This window comes from Ancylobacter oerskovii, assembly GCF_018390555.1.
Taxonomy (GTDB): Bacteria; Pseudomonadota; Alphaproteobacteria; order Rhizobiales; family Xanthobacteraceae; genus Ancylobacter; species Ancylobacter oerskovii.
Genome location: NZ_JAHBGB010000044.1, coordinates 657,548 through 673,701, shown reverse-complemented (window position 1 = coordinate 673,701; position 16,154 = coordinate 657,548). Strand labels below are relative to the sequence as shown.

17 protein-coding genes and 1 pseudogene are annotated in these 16,154 nt (G+C 68.9%); 11 read left to right on the top strand and 7 right to left on the bottom strand.

Features of this window, described 5'->3' with window-relative positions; translation table 11 throughout:
* Positions 1–81: 81 nt before the first annotated feature.
* Positions 82–831 (bottom strand): SDR family NAD(P)-dependent oxidoreductase, encoded by a 750-nt coding sequence (locus tag KHC19_RS24135; RefSeq protein WP_213356089.1) that lies wholly within the window; start codon positions 829–831, stop codon positions 82–84.
* Between the two features lie 102 nt (positions 832–933).
* Here KHC19_RS24135 and KHC19_RS24130 point away from each other — a divergent pair, with 102 nt between their 5' ends.
* From KHC19_RS24130 to KHC19_RS24110, 5 genes and pseudogenes are all read left to right on the top strand, one after another.
* Positions 934–1,845, top strand: a complete 912-nt coding sequence (locus tag KHC19_RS24130; RefSeq protein WP_213356087.1) for a LysR family transcriptional regulator — start codon at positions 934–936, stop codon at positions 1,843–1,845.
* 191 nt (positions 1,846–2,036) lie between these two features.
* Positions 2,037–2,990: an MBL fold metallo-hydrolase gene (locus tag KHC19_RS24125; protein ID WP_213356086.1), complete on the top strand. Its 954-nt coding sequence runs from the start codon at positions 2,037–2,039 to the stop codon at positions 2,988–2,990.
* Between the two features lie 249 nt (positions 2,991–3,239).
* Positions 3,240–3,995, top strand: coding sequence for an SDR family oxidoreductase (locus KHC19_RS24120; protein ID WP_213356085.1), 756 nt, complete (start codon positions 3,240–3,242; stop codon positions 3,993–3,995).
* 41 nt (positions 3,996–4,036) lie between these two features.
* Entirely contained in the window at positions 4,037–4,468 is a 432-nt protein-coding gene (locus KHC19_RS24115; protein WP_213356084.1) for a cupin domain-containing protein, read from the top strand.
* An 85-nt stretch (positions 4,469–4,553) separates the two neighbouring features.
* Positions 4,554–5,495: pseudogene (locus KHC19_RS24110) on the top strand (mechanosensitive ion channel family protein); the annotation flags it as partial.
* Here the strand turns inward: KHC19_RS24110 and KHC19_RS24105 are convergent.
* On the bottom strand, positions 5,495–5,953 hold the full coding sequence (locus KHC19_RS24105) for a winged helix-turn-helix transcriptional regulator (RefSeq protein ID WP_213356083.1): 459 nt from the start codon (positions 5,951–5,953) through the stop codon (positions 5,495–5,497). The pseudogene KHC19_RS24110 and the gene KHC19_RS24105 sit on opposite strands and share 1 nt — an antisense overlap.
* An 85-nt stretch (positions 5,954–6,038) precedes the next feature.
* On the opposite strand from KHC19_RS24105, the gene KHC19_RS24100 reads away from it, so the two are divergent.
* Positions 6,039–6,773 carry an SDR family NAD(P)-dependent oxidoreductase gene (locus KHC19_RS24100; protein ID WP_213356082.1) on the top strand — a complete coding sequence of 245 codons (735 nt, stop codon included), beginning with the start codon at positions 6,039–6,041 and terminating at the stop codon, positions 6,771–6,773.
* A 154-nt stretch (positions 6,774–6,927) separates the two neighbouring features.
* Here the strand turns inward: KHC19_RS24100 and KHC19_RS24095 are convergent, their stop codons facing one another.
* The 5 genes from KHC19_RS24095 to KHC19_RS24075 all read right to left on the bottom strand — a co-directional run bounded on the left by KHC19_RS24095 (position 6,928) and on the right by KHC19_RS24075 (position 11,604).
* Positions 6,928–7,794 (bottom strand): efflux RND transporter periplasmic adaptor subunit, encoded by an 867-nt coding sequence (locus tag KHC19_RS24095; RefSeq protein WP_213356081.1) that lies wholly within the window; start codon positions 7,792–7,794, stop codon positions 6,928–6,930.
* Entirely contained in the window at positions 7,791–8,000 is a 210-nt protein-coding gene (locus tag KHC19_RS24090; protein ID WP_213356080.1) for a DUF1656 domain-containing protein, read from the bottom strand. Before KHC19_RS24090 ends, KHC19_RS24095 begins: the two co-directional genes overlap by 4 nt.
* 3 nt (positions 8,001–8,003) lie before the next feature.
* Complete coding sequence (locus tag KHC19_RS24085; RefSeq protein ID WP_213356078.1) at positions 8,004–10,067, bottom strand: FUSC family protein; 2,064 nt, start codon at positions 10,065–10,067, stop codon at positions 8,004–8,006.
* Positions 10,064–10,522: a MarR family winged helix-turn-helix transcriptional regulator gene (locus KHC19_RS24080; protein ID WP_213356077.1), complete on the bottom strand. Its 459-nt coding sequence runs from the start codon at positions 10,520–10,522 to the stop codon at positions 10,064–10,066. Before KHC19_RS24080 ends, KHC19_RS24085 begins: the two co-directional genes overlap by 4 nt.
* Before the next feature lie 239 nt (positions 10,523–10,761).
* Positions 10,762–11,604 carry an SDR family NAD(P)-dependent oxidoreductase gene (locus KHC19_RS24075; protein WP_213356076.1) on the bottom strand — a complete coding sequence of 281 codons (843 nt, stop codon included), beginning with the start codon at positions 11,602–11,604 and terminating at the stop codon, positions 10,762–10,764.
* 424 nt (positions 11,605–12,028) lie between these two features.
* Here KHC19_RS24075 and KHC19_RS24070 point away from each other — a divergent pair, with 424 nt between their 5' ends.
* From KHC19_RS24070 to KHC19_RS24050, 5 genes are all read left to right on the top strand, one after another.
* Complete coding sequence (locus KHC19_RS24070) at positions 12,029–13,030, top strand: TRAP transporter substrate-binding protein (protein ID WP_213356075.1); 1,002 nt, start codon at positions 12,029–12,031, stop codon at positions 13,028–13,030.
* An 11-nt stretch (positions 13,031–13,041) separates the two neighbouring features.
* Positions 13,042–13,842 carry a maleate cis-trans isomerase family protein gene (locus KHC19_RS24065; RefSeq protein ID WP_213356074.1) on the top strand — a complete coding sequence of 267 codons (801 nt, stop codon included), beginning with the start codon at positions 13,042–13,044 and terminating at the stop codon, positions 13,840–13,842.
* Positions 13,839–14,411 (top strand): TRAP transporter small permease, encoded by a 573-nt coding sequence (locus KHC19_RS24060; protein ID WP_213356073.1) that lies wholly within the window; start codon positions 13,839–13,841, stop codon positions 14,409–14,411. The genes KHC19_RS24065 and KHC19_RS24060 overlap by 4 nt, the downstream gene beginning before the upstream one ends.
* On the top strand, positions 14,408–15,694 hold the full coding sequence (locus KHC19_RS24055; protein ID WP_246549453.1) for a TRAP transporter large permease: 1,287 nt from the start codon (positions 14,408–14,410) through the stop codon (positions 15,692–15,694). Before KHC19_RS24060 ends, KHC19_RS24055 begins: the two co-directional genes overlap by 4 nt.
* A 192-nt stretch (positions 15,695–15,886) precedes the next feature.
* Positions 15,887–16,126 carry a hypothetical protein gene (locus KHC19_RS24050; protein WP_213356071.1) on the top strand — a complete coding sequence of 80 codons (240 nt, stop codon included), beginning with the start codon at positions 15,887–15,889 and terminating at the stop codon, positions 16,124–16,126.
* Positions 16,127–16,154: the final 28 nt, after the last annotated feature.

Here is a 16,154-nt window from a genome sequence, read left to right as displayed (position 1 = left end):
TCCATCGGTTGCCTTGCGGAAGGCGGCCTGCGCGGCCGCGGCGGCGGGACAGCGATGCCCGCCGCCCGTCGAGGCAGGCGTCTACAGGCCGAAGCCGCCATCGACGCCGATGATCTGGCCGGTGATCCAATCGGCCGAGGGATCGGCGAGCGCCACCACCCAGCGGGCGACATCCTCCGGCACGCCGCGCCGTCCCAGCGGGATCATCTCGACCTCCCGGGCCTTGATGGCCGCCACCTCCTCGTCCGAGAACCCCATGCGCTCGCGCAGGAAATCGGTCTCCACCGGCCCGGAGGCCACGGCATTCACGCGAATTCCGTCCGGCGCGAGTTCGAGCGCCCAGCTGCGGGTGAGTTGCTCGAGGGCCGCCTTGCTGGCGCAATAGGCCGAGAAGCCCGGCACCGGCTTGCGGGCCAGCGTGCTCGACAGGTTGACGATGGTGCCGCGCGTGCGGCGCAGATGCGGCAGCGCCGCCTTGGCCAGCAGCGACGGGCCGAACACGTTGGTGCTGAAGATCGCCTCCAGGCTTTCCGCCGACATCTGCGCCAGCGCCGCCGGCTGGCCGGCCCCGGCATTGTTCACCACGATGTCGAGGCGCCCCCAATGTCGCAACGCCTCCGCGACCGTGGCCTCGATCGCCTCGGGGCGGGCGGCGTCCGCCACCACGCCCTGGATCGCGGGATGAGCCTGCGCCGCGGTCGCGACGGCCTCGGGCCGCCGGCCCGTGATCAGAACGCGGGCACCGCGTTCGGCCAGTTGCCGGGCCACGGCGTGGCCGATGCCGGCTCCGCCTCCGGTGACGATGGCAACGCGGCCTTCGAATGTCGTCATGATAACCTCCATCCATGGGTCATCGACATGTGAGCCGCGCGGATACTTTCCTCAATTGATGCGGAACTGGTCCAATCTTTCACGATCTGCAATGATCGACGGATGGATCGGCTGCGCGCCTATCAGGTCTTCGTCGCGGTCGTCGCGCGCAACGGCTTCGGCCGCGCAGCGGCGGAGCTCGGCATTTCGCCCGCCAATGTCAGCCGGCACGTCCAGCAGCTCGAAGCCTCGCTCGGCGCCCGATTGCTGGAGCGCAGCTCGCGTCGGCTGGCACTGACGGACGCCGGCCGCAACGTCTATGAGCGGGCGCGGCGGGTTCTCGACGACATCGCCGAGCTCGAGACGAGTTTCGCCGATCCCGACAGCGCGGCGCGGGGACGCCTGCGGGTCAACGCGCCCCTGACGTTCGGGCTCGTCTGGCTCGCCCCGCTCCTGCCGGAATTCGCCGGGCGTCACCCCGCCATCGACCTCGACATCCGCTACAGCGACCGGGTGGTCGAGATGACCGAGGAAGCGTTCGACGTGGCGCTGCGCATCTCGCCGGCAGGGCCGGAAAGCCATGTGTCCCGGCGGGTGGCCAGCACGCGCATGCGGCTTTGCGCGGCTCCCTCCTTGCTCGCCCGGATAGGGAATGTCGGCGACGTCGACACGCTGCTGTCCCTCCCCCGCATCGGCTACCAGTTCTCCGACACCGGAAATGTCTGGTCGCTCCTCGCGCCCGACGGATTCCGGCGGGAGATCGACACTCCCTGTGCCGTCACCTGCGCCAGCGGCCTCGGCATGAAAGCCGCCATGCAGCGCGGCGAGGGCGTCGCCCTGCTGCCGGACTTCCTCATCCATCGCGAACTCGCCTCGGGCGAGATCGTCTCCTTGCTTCCTGCTTATCGAAACGAGGCGATGGACATCCGCATCGTCTATGCCGGGCGCCGTCACCTTGCACGGCCGGTGCGGCTCTTCATCGATTTCGTCGCCGAGAGCTTCCGCCGGCCGCCCTGGGATGCGCCGGGGCGATAAGCCGGCTGACGATACGGGGAAGCCAGGGCGGCAGGGCTTGGGGGCACGGCCGCGCCTCTCGCCCGTCATCGTTTCACTTCGCCGGCTATCCGCCGGCGGTTCGATAGGGATGACGCGACCTATACCCCGGTATGACCCGCCCTCGTCCTCGACCCAATCGACCGCGAACCCGCCCCCCAATAGCGTCGTCCATGCCGCGCATAGGCGGCGGTCAACAGGAGGCGAATATGAGCCTGGACAACACCTCGCAACTCGAGAGACGGCCCCCTGACGAGCTGGTTCCGTCGCGCTATGCGGTACAGGTCGGCGACATCGAAGTGCTGGTCATCAGCGATGGCGTGCTGCCACTCCCGACCAAGATGCTCGGGCACAATGCGGATTCCGCCGTGCGGGCCGCCTGGCTGAAGGACATGTTCCTGCCACAGGACGCGTTCGACTGGTCGCTGAACGTGGTTCTGGTGCACAGCGGCGGCCAGACCATCCTCATCGACGCCGGGCTCGGGCTGGACCCGGACCTGAACCTGCCGCGGGCGGGGCAGTTGGTGAAGCGGCTGGCGTCCGCCGGCATCGATCTCGCCTCGGTGACCGACATCGTGCTCACCCACATGCACATGGATCACATCGGCGGGCTTCTCGTCGAGGGCGTGAAGGAACAGCTGCGCCCGGACCTGCGGATCCATGTGGCCGCCGCCGAGGTCACGTTCTGGGAGGCGCCCGATTTCACTCACGTCAACATGCCTCCGGGCTTCCCGGATGCCCTCCGTTCGGCCGCCACGCGCTTCGCAAGCGAGTACCGCAGCCAGCTTCGGCTGTTCGACGAGGAGCACGAGGTCGCTCCCGGCGTCGTCGTCCGTCGCACCGGCGGCCATACCCCCGGCCACAGCGTGGTCCGTCTCGCCTCCGGCGAAGACCGGCTGACTTTTGCCGGCGATGCCGTGTTCACGGTCGGCTTCGACCACCCGGACTGGCACAACGGCTTCGAGCACGATCCCGAGGAGGCGGCCCGCGTACGCGTGCGTCTGCTCACGGAGCTGGCGGCGACCGGCGAACAGCTGGTAGCCACTCACCTGCCGTTCCCGTCCGTCGGCCGCGTGGCGGTCGCCGGCGACGCCTTCCGCTGGGTGCCGGCCTTCTGGGACTACTGACCGACCGCCCCGCCCAAGCCCAAGCCCAAGCCGAGGCCGAAGCCCAAGCCGAAGCCGAACATCGGCTTGAATGCGCGGCGTCGGCGGGTCCAGGCGCCTTGCCGGTGCGCCGAGGTCGCGCACCGGAACGGGTGCCAGGCTCCGCCGACAAGGCATCGGCCTCGATAAGCCGGCAAGGCCGGCTCCTGTCCTTCCCCTGCCTGTTCACCGCGCCGCGCGACCCGCGGCTGCGACAAGGAGACCTTTGCCATGAAGATCGTCGTCATCGGCGGAACCGGCCTCATCGGTTCCAAGACCGTGGCCCGCCTGCGCAAGCGCGGCCACGACGTCCTCGCCGCCTCGCCCAATTCCGGCGTCGATACCGTGACCGGCGAAGGCGTCGCCGAGGCGCTCGCCGGCGCCGAGGTGGTGCTGGACCTTGCCAATTCGCCGTCCTTCGAGGATCAGGCGGTGCTCGATTTCTTCGGCACCTCGGGCCGTAACCTGCTGGCGGCGGGCAAGGCGGCGGGCGTGCGCCACCATATCGCCCTGTCGGTCATCGGCACCGAGCGACTGCAGGAAAGCGGCTATTTCCGCGGCAAGCTGCTGCAGGAGAAGCTGATCCGCGTCTCCGGCCTGCCCTTCACCATCGTGCACTCCACCCAGTTCCTCGAATTCCTGCCCGGCATCGCCAAGTCGGCGACCAGCGGCGACGCGGTCCGCCTGTCGCCGGCCTTTGTGCAGCCGATCGCCTCCGACGACGTCGCCGACGCGATGACCGACGTCGCTCTTTCGGCGCCGGCCAATGGCATCGTCGAGATCTCCGGCCCCGAGCGCTTCGCGTTGAGCGAGCTGGTCCGGCGATATCTGCGCGCCATCGGCGACGCCCGCGCGGTCGAGGTCGATCCCGAAGCCCGTTATTTCGGCGCCCGGCTGGACGAGACGTCCCTCGTCTCGGATGCTGGCCCTCGGCTCGGCTCCATCACCTTCGAGCAATGGATGAGCGCGCAGCGCTCGGCCGCCTGACCGGCCGCGCCGCCCATCCCGCGACATCCCAGGAGGATCCCATGTTCCGCACGCTTGGTGCCGCTTTCATTCTCGCCCTGTCCCTCGCCAGCGCCCATGCGCATGGCCCCGATGGCCTGAAGGACACCGACAAGGCGTCCAAGGTCACGCTGGTCTATGAGCACGAGCTGCCCAACGTGCCGGGCAAGAGCATGAAGGCGGTGCTGGTCGAATACGGCCCGGGCGGCTTCTCGGCCGCCCATACCCATCCGAACTCGGCCTTCATCTACGCGACCATCCTGGAGGGCGCCATCCGCAGCCAGGTGAATGACGGCCCGGTGGTGACCTATCACGCCGGCCAGAGCTTCTCGGAACTGCCGGGCGACCGCCACGGCGTCAGCGAGAACGCCAGCACGAGCGAACCGGCCAAGCTCCTCGCCGTGTTCGTCGTCGACACCGCCGAGAAGGAGCTGACCTTCCCGCTGAAGAAATAGCGCCCGTCGCCCACCGGCCGGCCCGTGCCGCGGGTGGGCGTCCAGCTTGGGAGAACGTCCGATGACGGGGGTGCAAGTGACGGGGATGCAAGTGACGGGGGTGCAGGCCTTGTCGCCGCTCGCGCTGATCAACCTGTTCGGCATTGCGGGGATCGTCGTCTGGCACGCGATACCCCGCCGGCAGGCGACCATGCGGCTGGTCGTCCAGCTCGGCTTCTTCGCCGTCATGACCGGCGTCCTGCTGCGCGACGGCGTCGTGCCCTACCGGATGGAAGGGTACGGCGCCTTCCAGTCCACCGACCTCACCTTGATCCTCGCCAAGATGCTGTGGTGGATCCACCTCGCCTGGGCGGTCATCGGCTTCGTCCGGCTGTATCTGGTGATCGAGGGACATCCCCGGCAGGCCCGGCTGCTGCAGGATATTTTCGTCGCCGTGATCTATCTCGGCGTGGCGCTGGCGATCCTGTCCTTCGTGTTCGGCATGAACGTATCCGCGCTGGTGGCGACATCGGGCGTGGTGGCGATCACGGTGGGCCTCGCCCTGCAGAACACGCTGGGAGACGTGTTTTCCGGCATCGCCCTCACTCTGGGCCGGCCCTACCGCCTCGGCGATCTCGTGGTTCTCGCCGACGGCACCGAGGGCCGCATCGTCGAGACCGACTGGCGCTCGACCCATGTCCAGACGCCCGCCAACAATGTCGTCGTGCTGCCCAACAGCGTGCTGGCGAAGATGACGATCACCAATCTCGGGCGGCCCGACGGCTCGCATATGCAGAGCGTCACCCTGCGCATCGCCCCCACCCACGCGCCGTCGAAGGTGAAGGAGGTGATGCGCGACGCGCTGGCCGGCTGCGGCGTGATCATGCGCGATCCCGCGCCGCTGGTGGCGCTCAGGAGCATCGACGCCGCGGCGATCGAACTCGAGCTGCGCTATTGGGTGGCGACGCCGGCCGATCGCGTCCCGGCGCGCAACGAAGTGCTCGACGTCGTCTATCGCCACGGCAAGGCGGCGGGCCTGCTGCTCGCCTAGCCGGGCGATGCCTCCTTGCCCGTGCCCGCCGTCCTCGCGGCGGGCAGCTTGTCGTCTCCGGCCTCCCGCTCGGCGAAGAGGCGTGTGACCTCGGCGATGTTCTCCGTGCCCCACACGCACAGCGGCACCAGCGCCTCGGCCAGGCCGCGGCCCAGAGGGGTGAGGCCGTAATCGACCCGCGGCGGCACCTCCCGGTAATCGGTCCGCTTCACCAGGCCGTCCGCCTCCAGCTCCTTGAGCTGCTGGATCAGCATCTTGTCGCTGACGTCGCGCACCGCCCGGCGCAGCTCGCCGTAGCGGATGGGGCCGCGCTGGGCGAGGAAATACAGGATCAGCGGCTTCCACTTGCCCGCGATGACCCGCAGCGTCGCATCGAGCCCGCAGGTGAAGCCGGGCAATGTCGGGGTACAGCTCGGGAGCGGCGACGGGACGGGGTTCGGATGGTCTGACGACATTTTTCCAGTACTTACCAAAAGGTGCATACTTGTCGATAAGTATGTGCCCAGCCAGCTTAGTGCAACCTCAATCAAGGAGCACATCATGAGCAGGCTACATGGCAAGACGGCGGTCGTGACCGGCGGGGGAACCGGCATCGGCCTCGGTGCCGCCAGACGGTTCATCGAGGAAGGCGCGTTCGTCTACATCTTCGGACGGCGGCAGGACGCCCTCGACGCCGCCCTGGCCCAGCTCGGGCCGCAGGCGCGCGCGGTGCAGGGATCGGTGACAGACTTGGCCGATCTCGACCGGCTGTACCGGACGGTGAAGGAGGAACGCGGCGGCCTCGACATCGTGTTCGCCAATGCCGGGACCGGAGCTTTCGCGCCGCTCGGCGAGATCACGCCCGAGCATTACGACCAGATCTTCGACGTCAATGTGAAGGGGCTGCTGTTCACCGTGCAGAAGGCGCTGCCGCTGATGACGGCCGGCGGGTCGATCATCCTCACCGGCTCCAGCACGGGGGTGATGGGAACGCCGCAGTTCAGCGTCTACAGCGCCACCAAGGCGGCGATCCGCAATCTGGCGCGCAGCTGGGCGCTGGACCTGCGGGGAACGGGCATCCGCGTCAACGTGCTGTCGCCGGGACCGATCCGAACCGAGCTGGCGATCGAGATCGTGGGCGAGGACACACTGGACGCCCTCGGCGCCACGACGCCGATCGGGCGCATGGGCGACGCGTCGGAGACCGGGGCGGCCGCGGCGTTCCTGGCCTCGGCGGACAGCAGCTTCATGACCGGCGGCGAGATGTTCGTCGATGGAGGCCTGGCGCAGGTCTGAGGCGCCAGGCGCGAGGGCTTCGAGCATTGCCTCGAAGCCCTCGCTGCGTTTCGGCGGGCGGCGGCGTCAGCTGATCGCCACGTCACGACCCGCAGGGCGGTACGGAAAAGGGGCGCCGCAGCGCCCCTTCGGAAAGCCGACGAAACCGCCGCCGTCAGTGCTCCTGCACCGACACGGTGGCGGTGAGGCCGGCGACCAGCTGCACATTCTCCGGCATCTCGTCGAGCGCGATGCGCACCGGCACGCGCTGGGCGAGGCGCACCCAGCTGAAGGTCGGGTTGATGTTGGCGAGCAGGCCAGTGCCGACCGTGCGCTCGCGGTCCTCGATGCCGGTGGCGATGCTCTCCACATGGCCGCGCAGCGGCGCCGCCTGCCCCATCAGCCGGATCGTCACCGGCGCGCCGACGCGGATGCGGGCGAGCTTGGTCTCCTCGAAATAGCCTTCGATCCGCAGCGAGTCGGTATCGACCAGCGCCACCTTGGCGGTGCCGGCGGTCACGTAGTCGCCGGGCCGCAGGCTGAGATTGGAGATGGTGCCGTTCACCGGCGCCTTTACCTCGGTGCGATCGAGATTGAGCTTGGCGAGGTCGCGATCCGCCTGGGCCTGGCGGAGGGACGCACCGGCCTCGGCCTCGGACATCCGCATCTGCTCGGTCTTCTGCTCGGAGACGACGTCCTTCAGCTCCTCATAGCGCTCGCGGTCGCGCACCGCCTGGTCGAGCGTCGCCTTGCGGCCGTCGACCACCGCCTCCGCCTGCGCCAGCGCGATGGCGAAGCGGGCGCGGTCGATGCGGAACAGCACGTCGCCCTTCTTGACGCTCTGGTTGTCCTGCACCAGCACCTCGCTGACGAAGCCGGAGACGTCCGGCGCCACGCCGACCACATCGGCGCGCACCTTGGCGTCGCGCGTCCAGGGATCGTCCATGTAGTGCGCCCACAGCTCGCGGCCGGCCGCGACCGCGGCGAGCACGAGGAGAAGCGTGACGGTAACGCGGATGGCGCCGCGAAACGAGATATTCATGACAGCCACCATTGGGACATCAGGGACATGCCCTGCAAGAGAACGATGTAGAGGGCGACGTCGAACAGCCCGCGATGCCACACCAGCGCATAGACGCCGAGAAAGGCGAGCACCCGCCGCACGACGAGGCTGACCAGCAGCGTCGCCACCATCAGCGCCAGCAGGTTGGGGATATAGACGCCGTAAATGTCGATTTCACCGGCCATGGGTCACTCCGCCGCCAGCAGCATCGGCTGGTCGGGATGTTTGGGCGCGAAGCCGCCCGCCGGGCCCGGCGCATCCGGGAACAGCGCCCGCCGCAGGCCCACCAGCGCATCGATGGTGCGCCGGGCCACCCCGCCCTCCTGGCAGGCGATCAGGCGGAGGGCGTTGTCGAGGGTGGCGCACAGCTCGTCGGAAGGCGCCACGAAGCCCCGCCGCGCCATGCGCTCGCGATACAGCCCGGCGACGCCGGCCAGCACCGCATCGACCGCCGCCCGCTCGCCCTCGGCGAACTCGCGGCGCGTCTTCTGCAGCTCGACGATGTTGAAGCCGACGCGCACCTCCGCGAAGCCGTCCACCTTGGCCAGCTCGCGGTCGTCGACCACGGCGATCCTCGGCACCAGCTGGCCGAGCCGGTCGAGCATGCGACCCGCCAGCCGCTCATGGTCGTCGCGATGATGCCCGGAAGCGGTCTCGGCGAGATCCTTCCAGCCCGCCAGCACCAGCCGGCGGGCGGCCATCTCGGCGCCGAAGGGGCGCGTCGCGATGGTCCAGGCGAAGGCGAAGGTCAGGCCGACGACCGCCGCCAGCCCCTCATTGGCGAAGGTGGCGAAATCGACGTTGTAACGGTTCTGCATCGCCACGAAGGAAGCGGTGTTCACCGCCATCAGCACGCCCAGCATGTTGAATTGCGGGCGCGGGATGATCAGCCCGAGCAGCAGGAAGGGCGGCGCGAACACCAGCACCAGCATCTCGAAATCGTGCACCATCGGCAGGATGGCGAACTGGTACACGCCCGCGATGACGACGCTGACGCCGGTCAGGACCGCCATGGTGCGGATGAACGGCGCCGGCCGGTCCATGGCCGCGAAGAAGGAGCAGGCGACGGCGGCCATCATCACCGCGCCGGAGCCGTTGGACCAGCCGCTGAGGATCCAGAAGCCGCTGAGCACCAGCGTGGCGAGCACGCAGGAGCCGGCGGAGAACAGCATGAGCCCGAAATCATAGTACCGCGCCCGGCTCACCACCCGGCGGTGACGGAAGCGCGGCCGCCAGGGCCCGGCATGCTGGCCGCGCTCGATATCCGCCTTCAGGCTGAGGCAATCGCTCCACAGGGAGACGACCTCGCCGAGCCGGTCGAGCGCGCTCGCCTGCATCAGCCCGCTCCAGTCGACGGCGCCCTCGGGCCGCAGCGCGGTCATGGCGGCGATCAGTTCGTCCGCCGCGCCGGGGTCGGCACGGCGGCCCTCGCCGAACCACTCGGCGACGCGCTGCAGCAGCGCCGCCAGCTCGGCCGGCAGTTCGCCCGCCTCCGCCTTCAGCGCGTGCAGCCGGTCGGCGAGCGAGGAGAGCAGCGGCAGCAGCATGAGCAGCCGGCCGCGCAGCTCGCGGGCATGGGGCACCACGTCGCGCGTCGCCGCGTCGTAGGAGAGCTGGCTGATGATCAGGTCGAGCCCGCCAATGTCGGCGGCCAGCTTCTGGCGGCGCAGCGGCGTCGCCGGCAGGGCGCCCTCCCCGTGCAGGATCTCGCCGGCCCAGGAGGCGGCGTCGTCGAGCCAGCCGGTGATGCGCGCCGACAGCGCCGTGCCGACGCTGGTGGGAAACACCACCGCGCCGACGACGGTGGCGCAGGTGATGCCGATGATGATCTCCTCGCTGCGCGCCAGCGCGACGTCGAAGATCTCCTCCGGCGTGCCGATCACCGGCAGCGCGATCAGCGGCAGGCTGTAGCCGGCAAGCATGAACACATAGCTGCGCGGCGTGCGGTCGAGCATGGAGATGTAGAGCAGCGTCCCGGTCCACAGCGCCACCACCAGGGTGAGCAGCTCCGGGGCGTTGATGAAGACCGGCACGAAGAACACCGCCGCCGCCGCGCCGATCAGCGTGCCGAGGGCGCGGTACAGCCCCTTGGAGCTGGTCGCGCCGGCGAGCGGGTTGGCGACGATATAGACCGCCGCCATCGCCCAGTAGGGACGCGGCAGGTCGAAGGCGAGCGCGATGTACAGCGCCAGCATGGAGGCGAGGAAGGCTTTCCCGGAGAAGAGCCAGTCCCGCCAGGACGGCAGAGTCACGACGCCCCCTCCTCCGTCGCGCGGACGGGTACCTCGTCAAAGGCCTTGAGCACCCGCAGCGCCGCCTCGAGATCGGCGGGATCGATGCCGGCGAGCACCTGCCCGCGCACATCCACCAGCACCTCCTCGATGCGGGCGGCAAGACGCTCGCCGGCCTCGGTCAGCCAGATCGTCTTGGCGCGCCGGTCGGTGGGGTCGTCGCGCCGCTCGATGAGATCGGAGGCGGCCAGCTGGTCCAGCAGCCGCACCAGCGAGGGGCCCTCGATGCCGACATAGGCGGCCAGCGTCACCTGCCGCACGCCGCCGCCCAGCCGGCCCGTCCACAGGAGCGGGGCGGCGCAGGCCTCGGAAATGCCGAGCGACACCAGCTCGCGCTCGGCGATGCGGCGCCATTGGCGCCCCGCCTGCAGCAGCTGGGCGGTGAGCGACCGCCGGAGGTTGATTGTTTCATTCATAACCAATTAATAGGATGCGAATAATATTTTTGCAAATGAAATATGCAGCAAACCCCAGGCGCGGGCGCCTCAAGACCCGGCCTGCCGGAACGCGGCGCCCGTAGCCTCGGATGGATTTTCATGGGGTGGACAAACGCCGATGCGCCCCGGCGCATCACGGCGGGGCGCATCATGGTCATGCCTGTCGGCGCCGGGCGAACCCCGGCCGGTAACGCCCGCGAAGAAGCGCGGGAAGGCGGCTAGCCGCCCGTCTTCATATGGGCGGCGAAGGCCTCGGCATAATCGGGATGCCAGCGCGACAGCGCCGGACGGTTCTCGACGATATCGCCCATCGCCCAGCGCATGCGCTTGAGATCCACCTCGCGCGTCACCTCATTGTCGGGGCAGAGAATATAGAAATCGCCCTTGCCCATGCCGTCGATCAGGAAGTCGGCCACCTGCTCGGAGGTCCAGGCGCCCGCGGGCTGCTCGCTCACCCCCTTTGCGCGGGTGAAGCCGGTGAAGGTGAAGCCGGGGATCAGCAGATGCGCACCGACCCGCCCCTCCGTCTGCGTGACGAGGTCGTGGGAGACGGATTCCGCCAGCGCTTTCAGCGCCGCCTTCGAGACATTGTAGGCGGTGTCGCCGGGCGGCAGCGTGATCCCCTGCTTGGAGCCGGTCATCACCACCGCGCCGGGAAGCGACGAGGCCACCATGTCCGGCACGAAGACCTGCAGGCTGTGGAACACGCCCCAGAAATTGACCTCCAGCGTCCGGCGCCACACGGCCTCCTCGGCCGCGAGCCCGCCGCCGCCTTCGCGCCCGGCATTGCACATCAGCACCGTCACCGGGCCCATGCGGTCCGCCTGCGCCTTCGCCGCCTCGATCTGCGCGCGGTCGCTCACATCGGCCGGGGCGTCCACCACCGTGACGCCTTCCGCCTTGAGCGCCTCCACCGCCTCGACGAGCGCCGGCCCGGGAAGATCGATGATCAGCACCGCCATGCCCGCGGCGCCGAAGCGACGGGCGGCGGCCAGTCCGATGCCACTGGCGCCGCCGGTGACGACCGCGACGCGGCCGGGTGCGATGGCCGGATGTGTCATGTTGCTTCCCTCGGTTCGCTCATCTCGGTGCGCTCATGGCCCGGCCTCATCCTACAGCGCGCGGCCGCCACCTCAACGCACGCGCCCTCATCGCCGCGTTGAGCCGGGCTCAACCGTCGCCTGCCCGCGGCGCATCGAAAAATACGATCATCAACATTGCCAATATTTATTCTGATGCGCTAAAGTCACCCAAGAGATGACAGGTTGAAGCGACCGAATAACGACATCTGATACATAGTTTTATCCGATGCTTTAAATAGAATTGCATAATTTTATCTGATTAAATAGTCATCTCGATTATCGATCCTTGCATCTATCGTGAGCATCCGTAGAGTTTCGGATGTCTTCTACGAGCGGATCCTGCGTCTGGCACGATAGATGCAAAAAGATCCGCCATCTTTCTCTAGGGCAAGGAATGCGGATCATGTTCACTCTCTCGCCGCTGAAGCGGCTGGCGGCCGTCGCTGTCGCCGCGTCGGTGCTCGGCGCCGCCGGGCTGGCCTCCTCCCCGGCCCTCTCCCAGACCAAGCTGCGGCTGGCGGTGGAGACCAATGCCGGCGATCCGCTGAACATCATGCTCGCCAATTTCCGCGACGCGCTCGTCAAGTCGGCCGGCCCGGAGGTCGCCATCGAGTTCTTCGAGGGCGGCGCGCTCGGCGACGAGACGGCGCTGATGGAACTGATCCGCGCCGGCGAGGTGCAGGTGGTGCCGATGGGCTCCGACGTCGTCACCCTCGACAAGGGCTTCTCGGTGCTCGACACGCCGTTCCTGTTCGCCGACAAGGCAAGCGCCCGCGCCGCCTTCGACGGCACCTTCGGCGAGTTGCTCGGCGCCTCGCTGCGCCAGAAGGCCGGGCTCGAGGTGCTGGCCTTCGGCGAGCTCGGCTTCCGCACCATCTCGACCACCAACAAGCAGATCAACGTCCCCGCCGACCTCAAGGGCCTGAAGATCCGCACCCCGGGCAGCCCCACCCGCATCCTCGCCTTCAAGGCGCTGGGCGCCGCCCCCACGCCGATGCCGCTCGGCGAGGTCTACATGGCGCTGAAGCAGGGTGCGCTGGACGGGCAGGAGAACCCGCTCTCGGTGATCAAGGACTTCTCCTTCTTCGAGGTGCAGAAGTTCATCGCGCTCACCAACCACGTCTACACGCCGATCACCCTCGCCATGAACGGCGCCGCCTTCGACGCGCTCTCCCCCGAGCTCAAGGCCAAGGTGAAGGAAGCCGCCAAGGCTGGCGCCGCCGCCACCCGCAAGGTCTCCGACGACAGCGACGCGCGCCTGGTCGACGAGTTCAAGTCCAAGGGCGTGACGGTGACGACGCCGGACCTCGCCGCCTTCCGCACCGCCGCCGAGCCGGTGAAGGGCGAGATCGCCAAGGTGGTCGGCCCGGATTTCATGGCCAAGCTCGAAGCCAGCCTGAAGTGAGCTCGATCGACATGACCGCCATCACCGGTGAGGAAGCCCGCAAGGGCTTCCGTTACGACGGCTACGCTACACTGGGCCGCCTCGGCCTCATCTACATCGCCTCCAGCATCGTCATGGACGCCGAATGGGCGGCCATGGCGGCGCCGGGGCTGTCCATCCATACCACCCGCGTGCGCCTGCCCAAGGTGACGCTGGAAGGCATCGACCAGATGATGAACGCGCCGGAGCTGGAGCAGTCCGCCCGGCTGGTCGGCTCGGCGCCGATCGACGTGCTGTGCTTCGGTGGCACCAGTGCCTCCTTCGTCTACGGCACCGCCTATGACAAGGCGCTGATCGGCCGCATGGAAGGCTGGGCGCCCGGCGTGAAGGCCACCACCGCCTCCACCGCCTCGCTCGCCGCCCTCAAGGAGGTGAAGGCCGGCCCGGTGGCGCTGGCGACCCCTTACGTCGACGCCATCCACCAGCGCGCCATCAACTTCCTGGAATCGAACGGCCACAAGGTGCTCAACAGCGGCAATCTCGGCATCGACGAGGATTGGGCGCTGGCCGAGGTGCCGCTGGAAAAGGTGTTCGACCATGTGGTCGCCTGCGACCACCCGGACGCCACGGCGATCTTCATCTCCTGCACCAATTTCCGCTCCGCCGGCGTCATCGAGGCACTGGAGACCGCGCTCGGCAAGCCGGTGATCTCCGCCGTGCAGGCCTCGTTCTGGCATTGCCTGGAGGTGGCCGGCATCGACGGCGCCCGGCCGGGCTATGGCCGGCTCTTCGACCGTCGCCTCGCCGCCGCCGAGGGAGGGCCCGCATCATGACCTTCAAGCTCATGGAGGCCCGCCCCTTGCCGTCGGGCGTCCCCGGCCGCGTCTCCCTCGTCGGCGCCGCCTCCTGGCTGCTGGAGACCGCCGGCGTGGTGCTGATGGCGGCGCTGAGCCTTCTGGTGCTCGCCAACGCCACCGGCCGCTACTTCCTCAACCATCCGCTGCCCTGGACCGAGGAGGCCGTCTCGATCCTGCTGGTCTGGATCGCCGCGGTCGGCGTGGTGCTGGCGGCGGGACGCGGCGCGCTGGTGGGCTGCGAGATCGTCACCAGCCGGCTGAACGCGCGCAATGCCCGCACGCTGGCGCGGGCGATCAGCTTCGTCAGCGCGCTCCTGATGCTCGCCGTCGCCTGGTTCTCCTGGCGCTACATGAACGTGTTCGGCCGCGACGTCACCCCGATGCTCGACATCCCGAAGTCCTGGATCTCGGGCGGACTGCTCGCCGCCGCGCTCGGCATGGCCGCCGCCTTCCTCTTCCGCACCGTGGTGCCGCACGAGCCGGTGCATATCGAAGACATCGCCGCGGAGATCGCCGCGCATCCCGCCCATGAGGTGAAGCTATGATGCTCGCTCTCGCCGGCGGCTCGCTCGCCGCCCTCTGCGTGCTGGTGGTGATCGGCTTCCCGATCATCGTGGCGCTGGTCGCCGCGGTGTTCATCTTCCTGTCGATCAGCGGCGGCTGGACGCTCGCCTTGCCGCAGCAGACGCTCACCGGCGTCGCCGACTACATCCTCGTCACCCTGCCGCTGTTCATCCTCGCCGGCGGCATCATGAACAATGGCGGCATCGCCAAGCGGTTGTTCGACTTCGCGGTGGCGCTGGTCGGGTGGATGCGCGGCGGCCTCGCCCATGTCGACGTGCTCACCTCCATCCTGTTCGGCGGCATGATCGGCACCTCGGTGGCCGACCTCGCTGGCACCGGCTCCGTCACCATCCCGCACCTCAAGAAGCACGGCTATCCCGGCCCCTTCGCGGCGGCGGTGACGGCGACCTCCTCGGGCATCGGCGTGCTGATCCCGCCCTCCTCGCCGATGATCCTCTATTCGGCGGTGACCGGCACCTCGCTGGGCGCGCTGTTCCTCGCCGGCGTGGTGCCGGGCCTGCTGATGGGCGGCATGATGATGGGCGTCATCTCCTGGCTCGCCCGCCGCAAGGGCTGGGGCACCGCCGGGCCGTTCATGCCCGCCGAGGTGTGGCGCACCGGCAAGCGCGCCATCCTGCCGCTCGGCCTTCCCGCCTTCATCCTCATCAGCCTGATCTCCGGCGTGTGCACGCCGAGCGAGGCCGGCGCCTTCGCCCTCGCCTATGCGTTCATCCTGTCGAAGTTCGTCTACCGCTCGATCTCTTGGGCCGAACTGCGCAAGGTGACGGTGGACGGGGTGATCATGACCGGCGAGGTCCTGATCGTCGTCGGCTTCTCCACCGCGCTCGGCTGGGCCTTGTCGCAGGCCAAGGTGCCGATGGTGCTGGCGGACGGGCTGCAGACGCTGTTCCCCTTCGAGGGCCAGACGCCGAAACTGCTCGTCCTGCTGCTGCTCGCCCTGATCGCCGGCATGGTGCTGGACCCGCTGATCCCGATGATCATGCCGGTGCTGCTGCCCTCGCTCGTCGCCATGCAGGTCGACCTCGTGCATTTCGGGGTGCTGATCGTGGTGACGGTGGTGATCGGCCAGATCACCCCGCCGGTCGCCATCGCGATACTGGTGTCGGCCAAGATCGCCCGGGAGGACGTGGTGCATGTGTTCCGCGCCAACATGCCGTTCTTCTGGGGCATGGTGGCCTTCCTCATCCTGCTCACCGCCGTGCCCTGGCTCTCCACCGGCCTGCCCTCGCTGATGGCGGAGTGACGACAGCGGCGGCGGCCCGACGGTCGCCGCCGGCCCCTGCCTGCCCTCGCCCGCTCGTCGCCGGGGCAAATGTAACAATCCGTGGCGCCCGCGCCGCGACGCGACAGCTGACGACAAAATCGATGCTGCGCCGCGGAAACTGCGCGACAATTGCCCGCTAGCGTCCCTCCAGGTTTCAACCAAGGGACAGCCATGCGCCTTCCGGGCACCCGCACCCCCCTCGCTCCCGCCGTGACATTGGCCGCCGGCCTGTCGGTGGCGGCGGCCGTCGCCGCCTTCCATCTCGTCTTCGACATACCCACAGGCCGGCCTGCCGGCCTGCCCGCCGAGACCCGCCTGCAGGCCGCCACCCCGCTGCCGCCCGCGGGCGCCATGCCGCGCGACTGCACCGCCCCCGGCGCGACGCCCGGCCAGGCCAGCCCATGCCGCTGACGGCCCCTGGCGGCGTCCCCGCTCCCGC

Excerpts from the sequence above, each read along its gene's own strand:
- KHC19_RS24075 (WP_213356076.1), bottom strand. The coding sequence starts at position 11,604 with ATGACACATCCGGCCATCGCACCCGGCCGCGTCGCGGTCGTCACCGGC.
- KHC19_RS24080 (WP_213356077.1), bottom strand. The coding sequence starts at position 10,522 with ATGAATGAAACAATCAACCTCCGGCGGTCGCTCACCGCCCAGCTGCTG.
- KHC19_RS24105 (WP_213356083.1), bottom strand. The coding sequence starts at position 5,953 with ATGTCGTCAGACCATCCGAACCCCGTCCCGTCGCCGCTCCCGAGCTGT.
- KHC19_RS24065 (WP_213356074.1), top strand. The coding sequence starts at position 13,042 with ATGACCGCCATCACCGGTGAGGAAGCCCGCAAGGGCTTCCGTTACGAC.
- KHC19_RS24060 (WP_213356073.1), top strand. The coding sequence starts at position 13,839 with ATGACCTTCAAGCTCATGGAGGCCCGCCCCTTGCCGTCGGGCGTCCCC.
- KHC19_RS24055 (WP_246549453.1), top strand. The coding sequence starts at position 14,408 with ATGATGCTCGCTCTCGCCGGCGGCTCGCTCGCCGCCCTCTGCGTGCTG.
- KHC19_RS24090 (WP_213356080.1), bottom strand. The coding sequence starts at position 8,000 with ATGGCCGGTGAAATCGACATTTACGGCGTCTATATCCCCAACCTGCTG.
- KHC19_RS24050 (WP_213356071.1), top strand. The coding sequence starts at position 15,887 with ATGCGCCTTCCGGGCACCCGCACCCCCCTCGCTCCCGCCGTGACATTG.
- KHC19_RS24135 (WP_213356089.1), bottom strand. The coding sequence starts at position 831 with ATGACGACATTCGAAGGCCGCGTTGCCATCGTCACCGGAGGCGGAGCC.
- KHC19_RS24120 (WP_213356085.1), top strand. The coding sequence starts at position 3,240 with ATGAAGATCGTCGTCATCGGCGGAACCGGCCTCATCGGTTCCAAGACC.
- KHC19_RS24070 (WP_213356075.1), top strand. The coding sequence starts at position 12,029 with ATGTTCACTCTCTCGCCGCTGAAGCGGCTGGCGGCCGTCGCTGTCGCC.
- KHC19_RS24100 (WP_213356082.1), top strand. The coding sequence starts at position 6,039 with ATGAGCAGGCTACATGGCAAGACGGCGGTCGTGACCGGCGGGGGAACC.
- KHC19_RS24125 (WP_213356086.1), top strand. The coding sequence starts at position 2,037 with ATGCCGCGCATAGGCGGCGGTCAACAGGAGGCGAATATGAGCCTGGAC.
- KHC19_RS24115 (WP_213356084.1), top strand. The coding sequence starts at position 4,037 with ATGTTCCGCACGCTTGGTGCCGCTTTCATTCTCGCCCTGTCCCTCGCC.
- KHC19_RS24130 (WP_213356087.1), top strand. The coding sequence starts at position 934 with ATGGATCGGCTGCGCGCCTATCAGGTCTTCGTCGCGGTCGTCGCGCGC.
- KHC19_RS24095 (WP_213356081.1), bottom strand. The coding sequence starts at position 7,794 with ATGAATATCTCGTTTCGCGGCGCCATCCGCGTTACCGTCACGCTTCTC.